Source organism: Pseudomonas sp. DVZ6 (assembly GCF_024259445.1).
GTDB classification, from domain to species: Bacteria; Pseudomonadota; Gammaproteobacteria; order Pseudomonadales; family Pseudomonadaceae; genus Aquipseudomonas; species Aquipseudomonas peradeniyensis.
In genome coordinates this window covers 49947-68653 of sequence record NZ_JANCLM010000022.1, presented here as the reverse complement: position 1 = coordinate 68653, position 18707 = coordinate 49947, and the positions used below count along the sequence as shown (strand labels likewise).

20 protein-coding genes are annotated in these 18707 nt (G+C 65.7%); 7 read left to right on the top strand and 13 right to left on the bottom strand.

All coding sequences use genetic code 11. The features are described 5' to 3' along the window. Nucleotides 1–202: 202 nt before the first annotated feature. Nucleotides 203–1102 carry a M23 family metallopeptidase gene (locus NMG10_RS14535; protein ID WP_232855403.1) on the top strand — a complete coding sequence of 300 codons (900 nt, stop codon included), beginning with the start codon at nucleotides 203–205 and terminating at the stop codon, nucleotides 1100–1102. 96 nt (nucleotides 1103–1198) lie between these two features. On the opposite strand, the gene NMG10_RS14530 is transcribed toward NMG10_RS14535, so the two are convergent. The 3 genes from NMG10_RS14530 to phoB all read right to left on the bottom strand — a co-directional run bounded on the left by NMG10_RS14530 (nucleotide 1199) and on the right by phoB (nucleotide 4757). Then, nucleotides 1199–2539, bottom strand: coding sequence for a hemolysin family protein (locus tag NMG10_RS14530; protein ID WP_203649361.1), 1341 nt, complete (start codon nucleotides 2537–2539; stop codon nucleotides 1199–1201). Between the two features lie 184 nt (nucleotides 2540–2723). Further along, complete coding sequence (gene phoR, locus NMG10_RS14525) at nucleotides 2724–3995, bottom strand: phosphate regulon sensor histidine kinase PhoR (protein WP_232855495.1); 1272 nt, start codon at nucleotides 3993–3995, stop codon at nucleotides 2724–2726. A gap of 72 nt (nucleotides 3996–4067) precedes the next feature. Beyond that, complete coding sequence (gene phoB / locus NMG10_RS14520; RefSeq protein WP_003253341.1) at nucleotides 4068–4757, bottom strand: phosphate regulon transcriptional regulator PhoB; 690 nt, start codon at nucleotides 4755–4757, stop codon at nucleotides 4068–4070. A gap of 174 nt (nucleotides 4758–4931) precedes the next feature. Between phoB and NMG10_RS14515 the strand changes: the two genes are divergently transcribed. Beyond that, complete coding sequence (locus NMG10_RS14515) at nucleotides 4932–5300, top strand: hypothetical protein (protein ID WP_254464598.1); 369 nt, start codon at nucleotides 4932–4934, stop codon at nucleotides 5298–5300. Nucleotides 5301–5402: 102 nt separating this feature from the next. Here NMG10_RS14515 and ubiA read toward each other — a convergent pair whose 3' ends face one another. Continuing rightward, complete coding sequence (gene ubiA, locus NMG10_RS14510) at nucleotides 5403–6293, bottom strand: 4-hydroxybenzoate octaprenyltransferase (protein ID WP_254464597.1); 891 nt, start codon at nucleotides 6291–6293, stop codon at nucleotides 5403–5405. After that, on the bottom strand, nucleotides 6293–6850 hold the full coding sequence (locus NMG10_RS14505) for a chorismate lyase (protein WP_254464596.1): 558 nt from the start codon (nucleotides 6848–6850) through the stop codon (nucleotides 6293–6295). The genes ubiA and NMG10_RS14505 overlap by 1 nt, the downstream gene beginning before the upstream one ends. A 248-nt stretch (nucleotides 6851–7098) precedes the next feature. Between NMG10_RS14505 and NMG10_RS14500 the strand changes: the two genes are divergently transcribed. The 4 genes from NMG10_RS14500 to NMG10_RS14485 all read left to right on the top strand — a co-directional run bounded on the left by NMG10_RS14500 (nucleotide 7099) and on the right by NMG10_RS14485 (nucleotide 9442). Next, nucleotides 7099–7266, top strand: a complete 168-nt coding sequence (locus NMG10_RS14500) for a rubredoxin (RefSeq protein WP_012312109.1) — start codon at nucleotides 7099–7101, stop codon at nucleotides 7264–7266. Between the two features lie 33 nt (nucleotides 7267–7299). Further along, nucleotides 7300–8448, top strand: a complete 1149-nt coding sequence (locus tag NMG10_RS14495; RefSeq protein WP_203649372.1) for an NAD(P)/FAD-dependent oxidoreductase — start codon at nucleotides 7300–7302, stop codon at nucleotides 8446–8448. Nucleotides 8449–8636: 188 nt separating this feature from the next. Next, a complete protein-coding gene (locus NMG10_RS14490) occupies nucleotides 8637–8933 on the top strand; it encodes an HU family DNA-binding protein (RefSeq protein WP_027917040.1) in 297 nt (98 codons plus the stop codon). A 134-nt stretch (nucleotides 8934–9067) separates the two neighbouring features. Further along, nucleotides 9068–9442, top strand: coding sequence for a hypothetical protein (locus NMG10_RS14485; protein ID WP_050707542.1), 375 nt, complete (start codon nucleotides 9068–9070; stop codon nucleotides 9440–9442). A 146-nt stretch (nucleotides 9443–9588) separates the two neighbouring features. On the opposite strand, the gene NMG10_RS14480 is transcribed toward NMG10_RS14485, so the two are convergent. The 6 genes from NMG10_RS14480 to exbB form a co-directional block, all read right to left on the bottom strand. Continuing rightward, nucleotides 9589–10998, bottom strand: coding sequence for an aminoacyl-tRNA deacylase and HDOD domain-containing protein (locus NMG10_RS14480; protein WP_232855398.1), 1410 nt, complete (start codon nucleotides 10996–10998; stop codon nucleotides 9589–9591). Between the two features lie 77 nt (nucleotides 10999–11075). Next, complete coding sequence (gene recG / locus NMG10_RS14475; protein ID WP_203649376.1) at nucleotides 11076–13154, bottom strand: ATP-dependent DNA helicase RecG; 2079 nt, start codon at nucleotides 13152–13154, stop codon at nucleotides 11076–11078. 4 nt (nucleotides 13155–13158) lie between these two features. After that, nucleotides 13159–14085 carry a hydrogen peroxide-inducible genes activator gene (locus NMG10_RS14470; RefSeq protein ID WP_028689956.1) on the bottom strand — a complete coding sequence of 309 codons (927 nt, stop codon included), beginning with the start codon at nucleotides 14083–14085 and terminating at the stop codon, nucleotides 13159–13161. A 94-nt stretch (nucleotides 14086–14179) separates the two neighbouring features. Continuing rightward, complete coding sequence (locus NMG10_RS14465) at nucleotides 14180–14914, bottom strand: energy transducer TonB (RefSeq protein ID WP_028689955.1); 735 nt, start codon at nucleotides 14912–14914, stop codon at nucleotides 14180–14182. Then, on the bottom strand, nucleotides 14911–15339 hold the full coding sequence (exbD, locus tag NMG10_RS14460) for a TonB system transport protein ExbD (RefSeq protein ID WP_023632733.1): 429 nt from the start codon (nucleotides 15337–15339) through the stop codon (nucleotides 14911–14913). Before exbD ends, NMG10_RS14465 begins: the two co-directional genes overlap by 4 nt. Nucleotides 15340–15342: 3 nt before the next feature. After that, the gene (exbB, locus tag NMG10_RS14455; RefSeq protein ID WP_203649378.1) at nucleotides 15343–16329 is read right to left on the bottom strand and encodes a tonB-system energizer ExbB; all 987 of its coding nucleotides are present in this window, start codon (nucleotides 16327–16329) and stop codon (nucleotides 15343–15345) included. A gap of 192 nt (nucleotides 16330–16521) precedes the next feature. Between exbB and NMG10_RS14450 the strand changes: the two genes are divergently transcribed. After that, nucleotides 16522–17379 carry an SDR family oxidoreductase gene (locus NMG10_RS14450; protein WP_254464595.1) on the top strand — a complete coding sequence of 286 codons (858 nt, stop codon included), beginning with the start codon at nucleotides 16522–16524 and terminating at the stop codon, nucleotides 17377–17379. A gap of 156 nt (nucleotides 17380–17535) precedes the next feature. On the opposite strand, the gene NMG10_RS14445 is transcribed toward NMG10_RS14450, so the two are convergent. Together NMG10_RS14445 and NMG10_RS14440 are read right to left on the bottom strand one after the other, a co-directional pair. Continuing rightward, nucleotides 17536–18261, bottom strand: a complete 726-nt coding sequence (locus NMG10_RS14445) for a hypothetical protein (RefSeq protein WP_254464594.1) — start codon at nucleotides 18259–18261, stop codon at nucleotides 17536–17538. 59 nt (nucleotides 18262–18320) lie between these two features. Next, complete coding sequence (locus tag NMG10_RS14440) at nucleotides 18321–18701, bottom strand: RidA family protein (protein WP_028689951.1); 381 nt, start codon at nucleotides 18699–18701, stop codon at nucleotides 18321–18323. Between the last annotated feature and the right edge of the window lie 6 nt (nucleotides 18702–18707).

Genomic DNA, 18707 nt, shown 5'->3' with positions numbered 1-18707 from the left:
CGCTTGAGCACCGCGACAGGTCGGAGCGGATTTTGTGGGAGCGGGCTTGCCCCGCGATAGTGGTGGTATGGCCACCGTCGTCATCGCGGGGCAAGCCCGCTCCCACGTTACTCAACCGGCACTTCGCCCGACCAACTGTCATATCCCTCTCAAATCTGGCTGCTAGGCTTCGACAGAACACAACTGTCAAAAAGCCACCATCATGCCGCCCGCCCGCCTGTTGCTGTTCTGTGCCTTGCTCACGGCCTCGGCGTCGAGCCTGGGCATGACCGTCTACAAGACCACCGACACCTTCGGCGTGGTCTCCTATTCAGACCGCCCGAGCCCGGGGGCGAAAGCCTTTGTGTTCCGTGAACCCATGGTCGAGCGCCTGGATGGCCAGGTTCGCCTCAAGACCGAGCCCTTTGCCGGTGGCGTGCGCTTTGTCGCCCGCAACGAACTGTTCGTGCCGATGGAGGTGGAACTGCGCGTGGAGCGCCTGGCCAATGCCCAGGGCGGCAACGCGCCGCGTATCGTCCGGCGCCTGGTGCCGCCGCGCTCGACCCAGGTGCTCAGTGTGGTCCAGGCCCGCCAGGGGGCCGGCCTCAGGTACGACACCAGGTTTCGCTATGCCATGGGTGACCCGGGGCAGCGCCCGCAGGGCTATCGCTATCCCTTCCCCTGGAAGGGCGGGCCGTTTCGCCTGAGCCAGGGGCCCAACGGCCGTTTCAGCCACTTCGGGCCCAAGGGTCGCTACGCCATGGACATCGCCATGCCCGAAGGCACACCGATTATCGCGGCGCGGGGTGGGGTGGTGGTGAAGATCGAGAACAACCAGAGCGGGCGGGGCAACAACCCGGCGGGCAACTTCGTCAGGATCCTGCACCCGGACGGCACCATGGGCGTGTACCTGCACCTGATGCGCGGTTCGGTGGTGGTGGGCGAGGGGCAGCGGGTGGCCCAGGGGCAGGCGCTGGCCAAGTCGGGCAACACCGGCAACAGCAGCGGGCCGCACCTGCATTTCGTGGTGCAGCGCAATGTGGGGTTGGCGCTGGAGTCGATACCGTATCAGTTCGACCGGCCGATTGGCGGGTTACCGGATTTTACTGCCGGCAACCCTTGAGGCTTTCGCGGCACAAGGCCGCTCCTACAGGGGAATGCGATCTACTGTAGGAGCGGCCTTGTGCCGCGATAGGGCTGCAAAGCAGCCCCAGGGATATCAATCGAGCTTGAGCACCTTGGCCAGCACGATCTTCGGCCCTTTCATCTTCTTGATGATGATGCGCAGGCCGTCGACCTCCAGCACTTCCTCTTCCTCGGGCACGCGCTTGAGGGTCTCGTAGACCAGGCCGGCCAGGGTTTCCGCCTCGATATGGTCGAGGTCGACGCCCAGCAGGCGCTCGACCTTGAACAGCGGCGTATCACCGCGTACCAGCAGCTTGCCCGGCTGGTAGGCGAGGATGCCGCGCTCGGTCTTGCGGTGTTCGTCCTGGATATCGCCGACCAGCACCTCCAGCACGTCTTCCATGGTCAGGTAGCCGATCACCTTGCCATCGGCTTCCTCCACCAGCACGAAGTGCGCGCCACCCTTGCGGAACTGCTCCAGCAGCTGGGACAACGGCATGTGCCGCGACACGCGCTCCAGCGGGCGGGCGAGGTCCTCGAGGTCGATGGTCTCGGGCAGGTGGTCCAGTTCGGCCAGCTCCAGCAGCAGGTCCTTGATGTGCAGCAGGCCGGTGAACTCCTCGCGCTCGGCGTCATACAGCGGGTAGCGGCTGAACTTGTGACGGCGCAGCAGGGCGAGGATTTCCTTCAGTGGCGCATGGGCGTCGATGCTGACCATGTCTTCGCGGGAGTTGGCCCAGTCGACCACTTCCAGCTCGCCCATCTCCACGGCCGAGGCCAGCACGCGCATGCCCTGGTCGCTCGGATCCTGGCCGCGGCTGGAGTGCAGGATCAGCTTGAGCTCCTCGCGGCTGTAGTGGTGCTCGTGGTGCGGCCCGGGCTCACCTTGGCCGGCGATGCGCAGGATGGTGTTGGCGCTGGCGTTGAGCAGGTAGATGGCCGGGTACATTGCCCAGTAGAACAGGTACAGCGGCACGGCAGTCCACAGCGACAGCAGCTCGGGCTTGCGGATCGCCCACGACTTCGGTGCCAGCTCGCCGACCACGATGTGCAGGTAGGAGATCACGAAGAAGGCGACGAAGAACGAGATCGCCTTGATCAGCTCGGGGCTGTCCACGCCCACGGCGGCCAGCAGCGGCTCGAGCAGGTGGGCGAACGCCGGCTCGCCGACCCAGCCCAGGCCCAGGGAGGCGAGGGTGATGCCCAGCTGGCAGGCCGACAGGTAGGCGTCGAGCTGGTTATGCACCTTGCGCAGGATGCTGCCACGCCAGCCGTGCAGCTCGGCGATGGATTCGACTCGGGTGGAACGCAGCTTGACCATGGCGAACTCGGCGGCAACGAAGAAGCCGTTGAGCAGCACCAGGAACAAGGCGAAGAGAATCATGCCGAAATCGGCGAACAACGAGGTGAGGCTGATACCAGGGGAAGGGTCCATGATGGAGTTTTTACGGGGTCCGTCTTTGAATTGAAGAGAAAAAAAGTGCCAGCGATGGCTGGCACGGGGGATCCAATGTAGCGGCTGGAGCCGCAAAAGCAAAGGGGATGCGTCCCATCGCGGGGCAAGCCCGCTCCCACGATCGCTTAGGCAGTGCGTGGGAGCGGGCTTGCCCCGCGATGATTCAGGCTTTGCTTGACACCAATTGCGCCGGCGCGAAGTGGCAGGTAAAGGTGCTGCCATGCCCCGGCACGCTGCTGATTTCCAGGCGTGCGCGATGGCGCATCAGCACATGCTTGACGATCGCCAGCCCCAGCCCGGTGCCGCCGGTATTGGACGCACGGCTTGAGTCGACCCGGTAGAAGCGTTCGGTCAGGCGTGGCAGGTGCTTGGCTTCGATCCCCACCCCCGAGTCCTGCACGCTCAGGTGCGCGCCCTGTTCGTCGGCCCACCAGCGGATGCGGATATTGCCTTCGTCCTGGGTGTACTTGACCGCGTTGAACACCAGGTTGGAGAACGCGCTGCGCAGCTCCGACTCACTGCCCTTGAGACGAATGCCGGGCGTCGCCTCCAGGCTGATGCGCTGGTTGCGCGGGCCTGACAGGGCCTGGGCGTCGTTCTTGATGGCACCGAGCAGGGTGTCGACCAGCACCGGCTGGTTGTCCGAGGGGTAGTCGGTGGCCTCGAGCTTGGCCAGCAGCAGCAGGTCGTTGAGCAGGGTCTGCATGCGCGAGCCTTGCGCGCTCATCTGCTGCAGGGCGCGGCTCCAGCGTGGGTTCACGTCCTCGACATTGTCCAGCAGCGTCTCCAGGTAACCGGTGATCACCGTCAGCGGCGTGCGCAGCTCGTGGGAAACGTTGGCGACGAAGTCCTTGCGCATCTGTTCCAGCTGGTGGATGCGGGTCACGTCGCGCACCAGCATCAGGTGTTCGTTGTTGCCGTAGCGGGTCAGGTGCAGTTGCACGCGCAGGCGGTCGTTGATCGGCGAGGGGATCTCCAGCGGCTCGGCGTAGTTGTCCGACTCGAAATACTCCTTGAAGCGCGGGTGGCGCACCAGGTTGGTCACCGGCTGGCCGCCGTCCTGCGGCGTCTTGAAGCCCAGCAGGGTCTCGGCGGCGCGGTTCCACCACTCCAGGTTGCCTTCGCTGTCGAGCATGATCACCGCGTCGCGCAGGGCGGCGGTGGACTCCTGGACCCGGTCGATCACTGCTTGCAGGCGGCCGCGCACGCGCTGGTCGCGGCGTTGCAGGTGGTAGATGCTGTCGAACACCTCGCCCCACAGGCCGTAGCCATCGGGGGGCGCTTCGTCGGGCTGGTGGTTGCGCAGCCAGTCGTGCAGGCGCAGCAGCTGCTTCAGCGTCCAGCCCAGGTACAGGGCCAGGCCGATGGCCAGGCTCCAGCCGTAGTAGCCGCTGACCAGCCCGCCGATCAGGCAGACGGTGATCAGCAGGAGCATGTGGCGAATCAGGGTCGCGTGCCAGTTCTGGTTCAATTGACAGTCCTTGTACAGCGGGCGCTGGGGCTTCGATCAGCTCTTGGTCGAGAAGCGATAGCCGGTGCCGCGGACGGTTTGTACCAGATTTTCATAGGCTTCACCCAGCGCCTTGCGCAGGCGACGGATGTGCACGTCGACGGTGCGTTCCTCGACGTAGACGTTGCCGCCCCAGACCTGGTCGAGCAGTTGGCCACGGGTGTAGGCGCGCTCCTGGTGGGTCATGAAGAACTGCAGCAGGCGGTATTCGGTGGGACCCATCTCGGCCGGCTTGCCGTCGATGGTCACGCGGTGGCTGATAGGGTCGAGCAGCAGGCCACCGACTTCGATCGGCGCCTCGCTGTCGCTCGGGCCGGTGCGGCGCAGCACGGCCTTCAGGCGCGCCACCAGCTCGCGGGGGGAGAACGGCTTGGTGATGTAGTCGTCGGCGCCGACTTCCAGGCCCTGGATCTTGTTGTCCTCTTCACCCTTGGCGGTGAGCATGATGATCGGGATGTCGCCGGTCAGTTCGTCGCGCTTGAGGCGGCGGGCCAGCTCGATGCCCGAGGTGCCCGGCAGCATCCAGTCGAGCAGGATCAGGTCCGGCTTGCGGTCGACGATGATGGCGTGGGCCTGTTGCGAGTTCTCGGCCTCGAGGCAGTCATAGCCGGCCATTTCCAATGCAACGGCGATCATCTCGCGGATAGGCGCTTCGTCGTCGACGATCAGAATGTTTCTGCCAACCATGCTCAATTACCTCTCCCAGGAACGGTGTCTTGGCCCGCATTAGATAACGGAATTATTGCAGCTGTGTGACAGGGTGTTGGCCATTCTGGCGACATTGCGTGACTGGGCTAGGCTTCAGGGGGCCGCGAAGGCGGCGCGGACATTCAATCCACCCCCGAAACAATGGTGATTCCAATGACACGACATACGCTGAGCTGGATGGCCCTTTGCGCTGCGCTGGCAGTGCCGGGGGTGGCGTCGGCTCATCACGCCACGGAAAAGGACGGCATGTGGGTCGATCACAACGGCATGACGCTGTACACCTTCGACAAGGATGCCGGCGGCAAGTCCATGTGCAACGGCGAGTGCGCCAAGAACTGGCCGCCGTTGATGGTCAGCGATGGTGAGAAGGCCGAAGGCAAGTGGACGCAGATCAAGCGTGACGACGGCAAGATGCAGTGGGCCTACGACGGCAAGCCGCTTTACACCTTCGTCAAGGACAAGAAGGCCGGGGAGACCACCGGTGATGGCATGAAGGACGTCTGGCATATCGCCAAGCCCTGAAGGTTGATCTTTGACCCTGTGGGAGCGGGTTTACCCGCGAATGCTGCGGTGCCGCCGCCATCGCATTCGCGGGTAAATCCGCTCCCACAGAGACGGTGAGCCTCAGCGCAACGCGTAATCCAGCACCACCCCGCCAAAAATCAGCATCCCCGCCCAATGGTTGTGCAGAAACGCCTTTAAGCACGACTCCCGATCCAGCTTGCGCGTCGACCAGAACTCCCAGGCAAAGCACACCGCCGCCGCCAACAGCCCCAGGTGGAACCAGCCGCCCAGCTCGAAACGGTTACCCGCCAGCAACAGGCAGCCCAGCGACAGCAACTGCAAGGTCAGGATGATCACCCGGTCGGCCTCGCCGAACAGGATGGCGGTGGATTTCACGCCGATCTTCAGGTCGTCGTCACGGTCAACCATGGCGTAGTAGGTGTCGTAGCCCACCGTCCATAGCAGGTTGGCGATGTACAGCAGCCAGGCGCTGGCCGGCAGCTCGCCGCCCGCGGCGGTGAAGGCCATGGGGATACCCCAGGAGTACGCCGCGCCCAGCACCACCTGCGGGTAGTAGGTGTAGCGCTTCATGAACGGGTAGCAGAACGCCAGGGCGACCGCGCCGAACGACAGCCATACCGTGGTAGCGTTGGTGCACAGCACCAGCAGGAAACTCAGCCCCACCAGCAGGGCGAACAGCGCCAGCGCTTCGCGGGGTTTCACCCGGCCGCTGGCCAGTGGCCGGTCAGCGGTGCGCTTGACGTGGCCGTCCACCTTGCGGTCGGCGAAGTCGTTGATGCAGCAGCCGGCGGCGCGCATCAGCACCACGCCCAAACCGAAGATCAGCACGTTGGCCAGGGTCGGCGAACCGTTGCCGGCGATCCACACCGCCACCAGCGTCGGCCACAGCAGCAGGTAGATGCCGATCGGGCGGTCCATGCGGCTCAGCTGGATGAAGTCCCAGGCCCGTGGGTGCAGGCGGTTGAGCGACTTGAGCAGTTGCAGGTACATCAGCGGTTCTCCTCCTTGGCCGCGTGCCACAGGGCGGGCAGGAACACCTCGGCCACCAGCAGGTCGAGGCCGTCGCGCTCGAAGCGCGAGCGCCGCCCCCACAATCCGGCGCCGGCGACCTCGGCGGGCAGCCAGCCCTGTGGATAACTGCACACTTCGATCGGGTGGCGGACGAACGCCTGGTCACAGAACAGCAGCTCGCCCAGCGAGCGGCTGCCCAGGGTCTCCAGGTCCAGCCCGCCGCGTTCCAGCGCCGTGCGACTGGCCACGCTGCGGGCGAACACCCACGGATGGCCGTGGCCGCGCAGGTAGACCTCGCGCACCCAGCCCTGCGCGCCAGGCGCCAGGCCCAAGGCGGCGCACTCGTCGTCGCGCAGGGGCTGCCAGCCTTCGAACAGGGGCGTGACGCTGAAGTGATCGTGGGAGAGACGGGTCAGGCGACGGGTCAGGGAGCCCTCGTCGAACAGCCAGCCCAGGGTCGGCTGGTCGAGGGTGGTCGCCAGCTGCGGATACGCCAGCCACGCGACAGCGGCTGCTTGCGGGGTTTCGTACGGCACGTCGGTATGCTTGATACAGGCCAGAGAGGCGGCGAGCTTAGCATGTTTGCCCGGACTGCTTGCATACTGCTGGCAGGGCCAGTACAAAGCCCCCACGAATTGCGCGGTAGCCCCTTCGCGGGTAAACCCGCTCCCACAGGTACAGTGCAGCCCTCGGGAACTGCGCGTCCCTTGTAGGAGCGGGCTTGCCCCGCGATGAGGCCGTCAGCTGCAACGCATCCTTAAGCCTGACCGAGGAACAGCAGTAAATGAAGAAGTGGCAATGTATTGTCTGCGGCCTGATCTACGACGAGGCCCAAGGTTGGCCGGACGACGGCATCGCCCCCGGCACCCGCTGGGAAGATGTACCGCAAGACTGGCTGTGCCCCGACTGCGGCGTGGGCAAGAGTGATTTCGAAATGATCGCCATCGGCTGATCGCAACCCTGGCTTGAAGAAGGAACGCACGACATGACGTCCCCCGTGGTGATCATCGGTACCGGCCTTGCCGGCTACAACCTGGCGCGAGAGTTTCGCAAGCTCGACGGCGATACGCCGCTGTTGCTGATCACCGCCGACGACGGTCGCTCCTACTCCAAGCCCATGCTGTCCACCGGCTTCGCCAAGCAGAAGGACGCCGACGGCCTGTGCATGGCCGAACCGGGTGCGATGGCCGAGCAGCTCAAGGCCGAGATTCGTACCCATACCCGTATCAGCGGCATCGACCCGGGCCACAAGCGCCTGTGGATTGGCGAGGAAGCGGTGGAGTACCGCGACCTGGTACTGGCCTGGGGCGCGCAGACGGTGCAGGTGCCTGTGGAAGGCGATGCCGGCGAGCTGGTCTTCCCGATCAACGACCTGGAGGACTACGCACGCTTTCGCGCTGCGGCCGCGGGCAAGCAGCGTGTGCTGATCCTCGGTGCCGGCCTGATCGGTTGCGAATTCGCCAACGACCTCAGCCTGGGCGGCCTGCACTGCGAGGTCGTCGCCCCCTGTGAGCAGGTGATGCCGACTCTGCTGCACCCAGCTGCCGCCGCAGCCGTGCAGGCGGGCCTGGAAGGACTGGGCGTGCGCTTTCACCTCGGCCCGGTGCTGACCCGCCTGCAGCGGGCAGGGGAGGCGCTCGAGGCGCACCTGTCCGATGGCAGCGTGATTCCCTGCGACCTGGTGGTGTCAGCCATCGGCCTGCGTCCGCGCACCGACCTGGCAGCGGCGGCGGGGTTGCAGGTCAACCGTGGGGTGGTGGTGGACCGCCAGCTGCGCACCTCCCATGCCAATATCTTCGCCCTGGGCGACTGCGCCGAGGTCGATGGCATCAACCTGCTGTACGTCATGCCGCTGATGACCTGCGCCCGTGCCCTGGCCCAGACCCTGGCCGGCAACCCGACCGCGGTGGCCTACGGCCCGATGCCGGTCACCGTGAAGACTCCGGCCTGTCCGCTGGTGGTATCCCCGGTGCCGCCCGGCCATGAGGGCACCTGGGTGGTCGAAGGCAGCGGCGCCGACTTGAAAGTGCTCTGCCACGGTGCCGATGGCCAGCTGCTGGGCTACGCCCTGACCGGCGGCGCGGTCATGGAGAAACTGGCGCTGAATCGCCAGTTACCGCCCTTGATGGCGTAAATAGCGGGCGTTCTGTCGGAATTATCCTGTTCTTGCCGCGACAATGGCCGCCCAGATACTGGCGCGGCCCCGGTCGGCGTGCCATCCTCACTGGCGTCTGCCGCAGCCTAGAGCCTGCGGTGCCTTGAACGCTGCTCCCTTCGGCAGCACGGCATAACAACAAGAAATCCCGTCAAAGAGGCTTCACTATGCGTAAACCAGAACTCGCCGCCGTCATCGCCGAAAAGGCCGATCTGACCAAGGAAAAGGCCAACCAGGTCCTCAACGCGATTCTCGACAGCATCACCGGCGCGCTCGACAAGGACACCGTCACCCTGGTCGGTTTCGGCACCTTCGAAAAACGCCACCGTGGCGCCCGCACCGGCAAGAACCCGCAGACCGGCCAGCCGGTGAAGATCAAGGCCAGCAATACCGTCGCTTTCAAACCAGGCAAGAACCTGCGTGACAGCGTCAACGTCCCGGCCAAACCTGCCAAGAAAAAGTGATCGAACAGTTTCACCCGACGGGCGCCTGGAGGCGCCCGTTGCGTTTCTGGTAAGCAAATGCGGCGAACTTGCATAATCAGGGCGAGAAACGGATAAACTGCGCGACTCAGTCACTTTTCATTCGAGGCGTGTTGATGAAGTTTCGCTTTCTTCTCTGGGCCATGGGTCTGCTGATGGCCAAGGCCAGCCGCAACAACCCGGCGTTCCAGCAGCAGTTGCAGGACAAGGACCTGGTCTTCCAGATGCAGACGCTCGATGGCAAGGTCGCCCGGCACTTCATCGTCAAGGACCTGCGCATCAGCAGCAAGGGCGGCCTGCACCCGCAGCCGGCCTTCGCCATCGCCTTCAAGGACGCCGCCTACGGCTTCGCCACGCTGCAGGCCGGCAACAAGCAGCTGGCGTTCATGCAGGGGATCCAGGAGAAGAACATCCAGATCAAGGGCAATCCGGCGCTGGTGATCTGGTTCCAGGGCTTGATGAAGTACCTGAAGCCGAAGAAGAAGGCCTGAGCCCCAGGCGCAGGGCTTCTCTGTAGGAGCGGCCTTGTGCCGCGAATGGGCTGCGTAGCAGCCCCAGCTGGTCTGCGCCATTATTGAAATTGCTGGGGCCGCTTCGCGCCCCTTTCGCGGCGCAAGGCCGCTCCTACAGAGTGATCTTAATGCGAGTGCGGCGCGTGGAACTGCGACGCCAGCTCGCGCAGCAGGGCCTCGGCCTCCAGCACCTTGTTCACCACCTCTTCGGCCTTGTCCCGGGTCAGCCCCAGGCGCTCGAGCAGGGCATCCGGGATCTCGTCCTTCGGCCCCGAGCCGATTCCCCGGGCGCGCAGCAGGCGCGTCGCCAGGCACACCAGGTTGGGGAACGCCGCATAATCGCCGGCGTACGCCGGATCGTGCTGGAAGCGCAGGGCCGTTGACAGCTCATCGGGCATGTCCCACAGCTTCATCAGCCAGGCCCCGATCTGTTCACGGCTGATCCCCAGCAGGTGCTGTTCCACATAGCTGTGGCACAGGTGCGGGTTGACCTCCAGGTGGCGGCAGATCAGCGAGAAGTGCGGCGGGAAGACGTGGGCCAGCAGCAGGTAACCGAAGTTGTGCAGCAGGCCGGCCAGGTAGGTCAGGCCCGCTTCCGGGCGCTCGGCGCGCGGCATGGCGCGGGTCAGGCCCTCGATCACCGCGGCGGTGTAGATCGACTGCTGCCAGTACGGCGTGGCCTGTTGCGGGTGGTCCTTGGGCAGGCTCAGGGTCTTGCCCAGCGCCAGGCCCAGGGCCAGGTTGATCACCAGGTCGAAGCCCAGCACGCGGACGATGGCGTCCTCCACCGAGCGAATCTTGCCGGGCGAGGCGTAGTACGGAGAGGCAGCCCAGCTGACCACCTGCGCGGCCAGGGCCGGGTCGGTCTCCACCACACCGGTGATGTCGTCGATGCTGGCATTGGGGTCGACGCGCAGCTTGATGATCTTCTGCGCGGTGTCGGCCAGCGGCGGAATCTCGATGGTCTGCTCCAGGCGTTGCTGGATGCGGCGGGCGGTGAAGGCCTGGACGGCGCGGATGACTTCCTTGGGAGGGCCGTCCAACTGATCGAAACTCAGGCGAATATCGCTGATCTGCTGGCCGAACGTGCTGGCGCTGGCCTTGAACAGCATCTTCTTGAAGGCTGTCCTGCCGATTTCCAGGAGCAGGCCGGCTTCGCCGGACTGGATCAGCAGGGTCTCGTTGTCGAGCAGGCTCTTTTCGTACTGGCACGGCGAGCTGGTCAGGGCGGGAATGGCCGGCAGGGCCTTGAGGTGATGCTTGTCGAGCATCTGCTTCAGGCGCTCCAGCGGCACGGCCTTGAGCTTGCGGCCGGTCAGCTCTTCAAGGCGCTTGAGGTCCAGCAACTGGCTTTGCGGGAACAGCACCATCAAGGCACCGATCTCGTCATCGAGCAGCACGGCCTGCACCCGCGAGGCGGCCGGCAGCCCCGGGTGCTCGGGCACCTCGCGGAAGCTGACGCCGAGCTTGTCGAGCAACAGCCGGATGACAGACGGTGCGTGTAGGGTTGCGGTATCCAGGGCAACTTCAGTCATGGCCTGTATCCAATCATTCTGTAAACGCGAAGTATAACCAGCCTGTCCGACAAGCTGGATCCATTATGGGACGGGCGTCACACCTGGCCATATTGTTGACCGTGGCGCAGCCAGCGATCGAGCAACGGGCTGACGTGGTCGGGCCAGCGTGCCAGCAGGGCCTGGGCGGCGTCGCGTACGGCCGGCAGCAGGTCGGCGTCGCGCATCAGGTCGGCGACCTTGAACTGTAGCAGGCCGGTCTGGCGGGTCCCGAGCATCTCGCCGGGGCCACGCAACTCCAGGTCCTTCTCTGCTATGACGAATCCGTCGTTGGTTTCCCGCATGATGCCCAGGCGCTCGCGGCCGATCTGCGACAGCGGCGGGTGATAGAGCAGCACGCAGTGGCTCACCGCGCTGCCCCGGCCGACCCGGCCACGCAGCTGGTGCAGCTGGGCCAGGCCCAGGCGCTCGGGGTTCTCGATGATCATCAGGCTGGCATTGGGCACGTCGACGCCGACCTCGATCACCGTGGTGGCCACCAGCAGTTGCAGGTCGCCGGCCTTGAACTCGGCCATCACCGCGGCCTTTTCCGCAGGCTTCATGCGCCCGTGGATCAGGCCCACGCGCAGCTCGCCGAGGGCGCTGCCCAGCTCTTCGAAGGTGCTCTCGGCGGCCTGGCAGGTCAGCTCTTCGGACTCTTCGATCAGGGTGCACACCCAGTAGGCCTGGCGGCCTTCGGCACAGGCGGCGCGGACCCGCTCGACCACCTCGAAGCGGCGGCTGTCGGCGACCAGCACGGTGTTCACCGGGGTACGTCCGGGCGGCAGCTCGTCGAGGACCGAGGTGTCGAGGTCGGCATAGGCGCTCATGGCCAGGGTGCGCGGGATCGGCGTGGCGGTCATGATCAGTTGGTGCGGGCACAGCTGGCCCATGACGCCCTTCTTGCGCAGGGCCAGGCGCTGCTGCACGCCGAAGCGGTGCTGTTCGTCGATGATCGCCAGGGCCAGGTGCTTGAACTGCACCTCGTCCTGGAACAGCGCGTGGGTGCCGACCACCATGGGCGCGCCATTGGCGATCTGCTCCAGGGCGCTGGCGCGGGCCTTGCCCTTGAGCTTGCCGGCCAGCCAGGCGACCTCGATGCCCAGCGGTTCGAGCCAGCGCTTGAAGGTGATGTAGTGCTGTTCGGCGAGGATCTCGGTGGGCGCCATCAGGGCGACCTGGTAACCCGCTTCCAGAGCCTGCAGGGCGGCCAGCGCGGCGACCACTGTCTTGCCGGCGCCTACGTCGCCTTGCACCAGGCGCATCATCGGCTCGTGCTGGCTGAGATCGTAGGCAATTTCGTTGCCGACCCGCTGCTGGGCGCCGGTCGGGCTGAAACCGAGGTTGGCCAGGTACTGCGCCGGCAGGCGGCTGGCCTTGGGCAGCACCGGCGCCCGCAGGCTGCGCTGGCTCTCGCGCAGGCGTTGCTGCGAGAGCTGGTGGGTCAGCAGCTCCTCGAAGGCCAGGCGATGCTGGGCCCAGTGATGGCCCTCGGCGAGTTCCTCGAGGTCGGCGTCTGCCGGCGGGTTGTGCAGGTAGCGGATGGCGTCGCTGAGCGGCGCCAACTGGTAGTCGCGGGCCAGTTCGTCGGGCAGCCAGTCGGGCAGGCTGCGCGGGCCGAGCAGGCCGAGGCTCTGCTGGCACAGCAGGCGCAGGCGCTGCTGGGTCAGGCCTTCGGTGGTCGGGTAGATCGGTGTCAGCGTCTGTTCGACCGGCGGCGGTGCTTCGTCGCCGTTCAGCGCCCGGTATTCCGGGTGGTAGATCTCCAGCCCCGAAGCGCCGGGGCGGGCTTCACCATAGCAGCGCAGGTGGGTGCCACGCTTGAGGCCCTCCTTCTGCGCATTGCTGAAATGGTAGAAGCGCAGGCTCAGCGTGCCGCTGCCGTCGCCCAGGCGCACCACCAGGCTGCGGCGCTTGCCCATGGTCACGTCGGCCCCGCTGACCACGCCCTCGATCACCGCGTCCTGGCCTGGACGCAACTGGCCGATGGGCACCACGCGGGTGCGGTCCTGGTAGCGCAGCGGCAGGTGGAACAGCAGGTCCTGCAGGTTCTCCAGACCGACCTTGGCGAGTTTTTCCGCCATGGCGTCGCCTACGCCCTTGAGCGTGGTGACCGGGACGTTCGACAGCTCGGTCATGGGTTCAGGCCGGTTGTTCCACCGGCGGCTTGGCCACCGAGCAGAGGCGGATCGAGTCGGCGAGGATCTCGATGGCCTTCGGCCGCGGGAAGCTGGCACGCCAGGCGATGGCCACGGTACGGAACGGTGCGGGCGCGGTCAGCGGACGGACTTCGATGACGCCCGGCGCGTAATGATGGCTGTGCACCGCCGACAGCGGCAGGATCGACACGCCCAGGCCCGAGGCGACCATGTGGCGGATGGTTTCCAGCGAGCTGGACTCGACCGTGGTGTGCTTGGACCCTTCACCACCCTTGTTCAGCGTCGGGCAGGCCTCGAGCACCTGGTCGCGGAAGCAGTGGCCCTCGCCGAGCAGCAGCAGGCTCTTGTCGTTGAGCATGGCGGTGTCGATGGTGTCCTTGGCGGTCCACGGGTGGTCGGCCGGCATCAAGGCGCAGAATGGCTCGTCGTACAGCGGCAGGGTCAGCACGTCGGCCTCGTTGAACGGCAGGGCGATGATCACCGCGTCCAGTTCGCCGTTGCGCAGCTTTTCGCGCAGCACGTGGGTGAAGTTCTCTTCGATGTACAACGGCATCTGCGGCGCCACGCGGTGCAGCTGCGGGATCAGGTGCGGGAACAGATAGGGGCCGACGGTGTAGATGGCGCCGACCTTGAGTGGCGCGGTCAGCTGGTTCTTGCCGGCCTGGGCCAGCTCGCGGATGCCCTGGGCCTGCTCCAGTACCTTCTGCGCCTGGGCGACGATGCTCTCGCCGACCGGCGTGAGGCGCACCGCGCTCTTGCTGCGCTCGAAGATCAGCACGCCGAGTTCGTCCTCGAGCTTCTTCACGCCCACCGACAGGGTCGGCTGGCTGACGTGGCAACGCTCGGCCGCGTGGCCGAAGTGCTGCTCTTGCGCGAGGGTGACGATGTAGCGAAGTTCGGTGAGGGTCATAACGTGCGTCCATGAAGTTGCGGCCCCAGCATAGCGGCTGCAATCGATAGACGCACGTTATCAGACTTGCCGTTTTGTGACAGAAACAAAAACGTCAGCGTCGGTCCAGCGAGTAGACGAACGGCGCGACGACTTCGATCGTGCCATTGTTCAGCAACTCCGCCGGAGGCTTGGGCACCGTGCCGGCACGGCGGATCATCTCCAGCGTGGCCCGGTCCAGCGCCGCGCTGCCGGAACCGCCGGCCAGCGCGTACGAGACCACCTTGCCTTCGGCGTCGACCACGAAGCGCAGGCGGTTGATGCCCTGCAGTCCGCGACGGCGAGCGTCCTCGGGGTACTTCTTGTACTTGGCCAGGTGACGCAGCAGATCGCTCTGCCAGCTTGGCAGGGCATTGCTGTTGGACGCGATGCTCGGCTGTGGCGCCGCCGACTTCTGCGGTGGCGTGTTGCTCGGCGGCGTGTCCGCGACGTCGTCCTTGGCCGGTGGTTCGTCCTTCGGCGGCTCAAGCTTCTTCTCGGGCTTGGGCGGCTGTGGCTTGGCCTTGGGCTTGGGCGGCTTGGGAATGGCGATCTTCGGCTTCGGTGCCTCTGCCAGCTTCGGCAGTGGCGGTTCCTCGACCGGCGTCGGCGGTTTCGGGGCGGCCTTGGGCGGTGGCGGCGGCGCGGGCTCGGGCAGCGGTGCCAGCTCGACCATCATCGCTGCCGGCGGCAACTCGAGGGCCTGGGGCACCGACCAGTTGAGCGTCAGCAGCACGGCGACTGCGTGCACACCCAGCACGATCGCCAGGCTGCCACCGTAGCGCGCCATGTTTGAGCGCGTTTTCGTCATTTCTTGGCTGCCGTCTCGAGTCCGACCAGGCCGACCTTGAGGTAGCCGGCGGCGCGCATGGTGTTCATCACTTCCATCAGGTCGCCGTAGTCGACGCCCTTGTCAGCCTGGAAGAAGATGGTGGTTTCCTTGTCGCCCTTGGTCTTGGCGTCGAGCATGGCGCCAAGCTGGTCGCGCTGGGCCACCTCGTCGTCGCCGAGGTAGAGCTTCTTGTCGGCCTTGACGCTGACGAACACCGGCTTCTCGGGCCTCGGCGCGGGCTTCGCGGTCGAGGCGGGCAGGTCGACCTTGATGTCGACCGTGGCCAGGGGCGCCGCGACCATGAAGATGATCAGCAGCACCAGCATCACGTCGATGAACGGCGTGACGTTGATTTCGTGGTTCTCGGCGAGGTCATCGCCACCTTCGTTGAGATGCAGGCCCATGGCTTACCCCACTTTCACCATGTGCGGGGCGGCGCGCTCGCTGCCCTGGTGGTCCAGATCGCGGCTGACCAGCAGCAGGACCTGGGCGGAGGCGTCGGACACCTGTGCCTTGTAGCCGGCGATGGAGCGGGCGAAGACGTTGTAGATGACCACGGCCGGGATCGCGGCGACCAGGCCCAGGGCGGTGGCCAGCAGGGCTTCGGCGATGCCCGGGGCGACCACGGCGAGGTTGGTGGTCTGGGTCTTGGCGATGCCGATGAAGCTGTTCATGATGCCCCACACGGTGCCAAACAGGCCGACGAACGGCGCGGTAGAACCGATGGTGGCCAGCACGCCGGTGCCGCTGCTCATGGTCCGGCCGCTGGCGGCCACCAGGCGCTCCAGGCGGAAGCTGACGCGTTCCTTGATGCCTTCCTTCTCGCGAGCGTTGGCCGACAGGCGCATCTCTTCGAGGGCGTCATGCACCAGGGTGTGGGCCAGGGTGCCTTCCTTGTTCGAGACCTCGCTGGCCTCTTTCAGGCTCACCGAGCGCTTCAGGGCGGCGATCTCGCCACGCAGGCGGCGCTTGGCGCCCATCAGTTCGAAGCCCTTGGCGATCCAGATGGTCCAGGTGATGATCGAGGCGATGGCCAGGCCGATCATCACGGCCTTCACCACCACGTCGGCGTTCTTGTACATGCCCCATGGGGACAGGTCGTGGGCCATGCCCAGCGAGGTGTCTTCGACCATCGCCTGCACGTTCTCGTCGGCCGGAGCCTGGCCTTCCACCGGAGCATTTGCGTCAGCAGGCGCGGCGATCGGCGCGGCAACCGGTGCCTGGCCTTCGGCGGCAGGCGTGGCCGGGGCGGTGGCAGCGGCGGCTGCCGGGGTAGCGGCGACAGGCTCATCGGCCATGGCTGCCGGGGCCAGTACCAGGCTGAACATCAGCGCGGCAATGGCGCGCCAGGCGCGCGACGGGGTTGGCGAAGCGGAAGGTTGAGTACGTGTCATGCTGGCCGGACCTGATGAAGAGAAATGGGTTGAGTTCTTCAAGGCCTCGAAGCAGGCCGAGAACAGACAGGGCCGCCATTATTGCAAGTAATTCTTGTTAACAAAAGTAATACTGTTGCTTTTTTTGACCTTGGTATAGCCGTTTATCGCGCTAACCCGATAGCCTGTGCCTTTCGCATTAGGAGGTTCGGTATGTCAGACGTTTCAGCTTTGATCGTGGGTTGCGGTGATGTGGGCAGCCGCCTGGCCCGCCAACTGCTTGCTCAAGGCTGGCAGGTCAGCGGCTTGCGCCGTTCGGTCGATCAGCTGCCCGAAGGGGTTCGGCCGATCGCCGCCGATCTGGCCGAGCCGCAGATACCGAGCGCCTGGCCTGAGCAGGGGCCTGATTACCTGGTGTATTGCGTGGCGGCCAGCCAGCACGATGAAGCCGGCTACCAGGCGGCCTATGTCGAAGGTCTGCGCCATGTGCTGGGATGGCTGGCGGCGAAAGGGCAGCGGCCACGACGCCTGGTGTTCGTGTCCAGTAGCAGCGTGTATGCGCAGCAGGACGGTGAATGGATTGCCGAAGCGGCAGCCACGCAGCCCGAGGGCTATTCCGGCAAGGTGATGCTCGAGGCCGAGCGGCTGGCGCTGGACAGCGGCATTCCCGCGACGATCGTGCGCCTGACCGGCATCTATGGGCCGGGGCGTGAGTGGTTGCTGAGCCAGGTGCGCCAGGGTTACCGCGTGGCCGAGGAGCCGCCGTTGTACGGCAACCGTATCCATGCCGAGGATGCCGCCGGCCTGATGGCGCACCTGCTGCGCGCCGATGCCCGGGGTGTTGCGCTGGACGATTTTTATATCGGTGTCGATGACAATCCGGCGCCGCTGGCCGAGGTGGTGGCCTGGCTGCGCGAGTACTTGGGCGTTACCCAGTGGTCGGATGAGCAGCGGGTGCGGCGTACCGGCAGCAAGCGTTGCAGCAATGCGCGGGCGCGGGCGTTGGGGTGGGTGCCGCAGTACCCGAGTTATAAAGAAGGCTATGCGGCCATTCTCGAGGGAAGAAACTAACCTTCAAGGCTTGATGCGCCCCCTTGTAGGAGCGGCCTTGTGCCGCGAAAGGGCTGCGAAGCAGCCCCAGCAATCCATGCGGCGCCTCTTGAATCCTGGGGCTGCTTCGCAGCCCTTTCGCGGCGCAAGGCCGCTCCTACAGAGGGCGTGCGCGCTTCAGTCCTTTTCCAGCACCCACTGCCGCGCACCGGCGGCCAGTTGCGGCATTTCATCCGGCTGGGCGCGGTTCACCGCCTGGAAGATCTCCAGGGTGTCGCCGTCGCGCTTGAAGATCCACGGCGCGCCGCGCTGGTTGCGCTCCAGCCACAGGCTGTCGTTGCCATCGCCCATGGTCGCGCAGTCGCCCGCCAGGCACAGGGCGAAGCGGTCCGGGCCGGGCAGGCCGGTGACGTTACCGGTGTCGCTGAAGTGCACCACGGCGCCCTTGCCCTGGCCTTCGACGATCTTCCAGTCGCCGCCCAGGTATTGCTGGTATAGCGCCTTCTCGAAGCTGCCGCCCAGCGGCGTGTTCTGTGGGCCTTCGCTGCGCACGAAGGTTTGCTGGTGACCGGACGGGTCGATGGCCAGCAACTCGTCGCCGTCGAGCTTGAGCTGTTCGACCAGGCCACCTTCGAAGCTGACCTGCCAGTCCTTCTCGTTGGCGCTCAGACGCCCGTCGGCAGCCTCGAAGCCATTGCTGAAGCTGGCCTGCTGGTTCTTGACGTCGATCTTCCATTCGAACACCGGGCCCTGGGCGTCGAGGGCCTGGCGTAGGCTGGGGCCTTTGCGGGCGGCGTCGATGGCGGCCTGGTTGATCCAGGTGCCGTTGAAGTCTTCGGGTTTGTGGCTGGCGCAGCCGCCCAGGAGCAGGGCTGCCAGCGCGAGAGGCAATGCGTGGCGCATGGGGGAAACCTTGGGGCAGGAGAGGGTGGTGACGGGCGTGGCGCCCGTCACCGGGGGTATTACTCGAGGACCAGGATCGCGTCCATTTCGACCTGGGCACCCTTCGGCAGCGCGGCTACGCCGATGGCGGCGCGGGCTGGGTAAGGCTGTTCGAAGTAACGGCCCATGATTTCGTTGACCTTGGCGAAGTGGCTCAGGTCGGTGAGGAAGATGTTCAGCTTGACGATGTCCTTGAACGAGCCGCCAGCGGCTTCGGCCACCGACTTCAGGTTCTCGAACACCTGGACGGTCTGGGCTTCGAAGCCTTCGACCAGTTCCATGGTCTTTGGATCGAGCGGGATCTGGCCCGACATGTACACGGTGTTGCCAGCCTTGATCGCTTGCGAGTAGGTGCCGATGGCGGCAGGGGCCTTGTCGCTGGTGATGACGGTCTTGCTCATGATGAC

Coding starts and splice junctions, on each gene's coding strand:
- recG (WP_203649376.1), bottom strand. CDS start 13,154: ATGACCGAGCTGTCGAACGTCCCGGTCACCACGCTCAAGGGCGTAGGC.
- exbB (WP_203649378.1), bottom strand. CDS start 16,329: ATGACACGTACTCAACCTTCCGCTTCGCCAACCCCGTCGCGCGCCTGG.
- NMG10_RS14495 (WP_203649372.1), top strand. CDS start 7,300: ATGACGTCCCCCGTGGTGATCATCGGTACCGGCCTTGCCGGCTACAAC.
- NMG10_RS14535 (WP_232855403.1), top strand. CDS start 203: ATGCCGCCCGCCCGCCTGTTGCTGTTCTGTGCCTTGCTCACGGCCTCG.
- ubiA (WP_254464597.1), bottom strand. CDS start 6,293: ATGTACCTGCAACTGCTCAAGTCGCTCAACCGCCTGCACCCACGGGCC.
- NMG10_RS14500 (WP_012312109.1), top strand. CDS start 7,099: ATGAAGAAGTGGCAATGTATTGTCTGCGGCCTGATCTACGACGAGGCC.
- phoR (WP_232855495.1), bottom strand. CDS start 3,995: ATGCTCCTGCTGATCACCGTCTGCCTGATCGGCGGGCTGGTCAGCGGC.
- NMG10_RS14450 (WP_254464595.1), top strand. CDS start 16,522: ATGTCAGACGTTTCAGCTTTGATCGTGGGTTGCGGTGATGTGGGCAGC.
- NMG10_RS14470 (WP_028689956.1), bottom strand. CDS start 14,085: ATGACCCTCACCGAACTTCGCTACATCGTCACCCTCGCGCAAGAGCAG.
- NMG10_RS14480 (WP_232855398.1), bottom strand. CDS start 10,998: ATGACTGAAGTTGCCCTGGATACCGCAACCCTACACGCACCGTCTGTC.
- exbD (WP_023632733.1), bottom strand. CDS start 15,339: ATGGGCCTGCATCTCAACGAAGGTGGCGATGACCTCGCCGAGAACCAC.
- NMG10_RS14515 (WP_254464598.1), top strand. CDS start 4,932: ATGACACGACATACGCTGAGCTGGATGGCCCTTTGCGCTGCGCTGGCA.
- NMG10_RS14440 (WP_028689951.1), bottom strand. CDS start 18,701: ATGAGCAAGACCGTCATCACCAGCGACAAGGCCCCTGCCGCCATCGGC.
- NMG10_RS14445 (WP_254464594.1), bottom strand. CDS start 18,261: ATGCGCCACGCATTGCCTCTCGCGCTGGCAGCCCTGCTCCTGGGCGGC.
- NMG10_RS14490 (WP_027917040.1), top strand. CDS start 8,637: ATGCGTAAACCAGAACTCGCCGCCGTCATCGCCGAAAAGGCCGATCTG.
- phoB (WP_003253341.1), bottom strand. CDS start 4,757: ATGGTTGGCAGAAACATTCTGATCGTCGACGACGAAGCGCCTATCCGC.
- NMG10_RS14485 (WP_050707542.1), top strand. CDS start 9,068: ATGAAGTTTCGCTTTCTTCTCTGGGCCATGGGTCTGCTGATGGCCAAG.
- NMG10_RS14530 (WP_203649361.1), bottom strand. CDS start 2,539: ATGGACCCTTCCCCTGGTATCAGCCTCACCTCGTTGTTCGCCGATTTC.
- NMG10_RS14465 (WP_028689955.1), bottom strand. CDS start 14,914: ATGACGAAAACGCGCTCAAACATGGCGCGCTACGGTGGCAGCCTGGCG.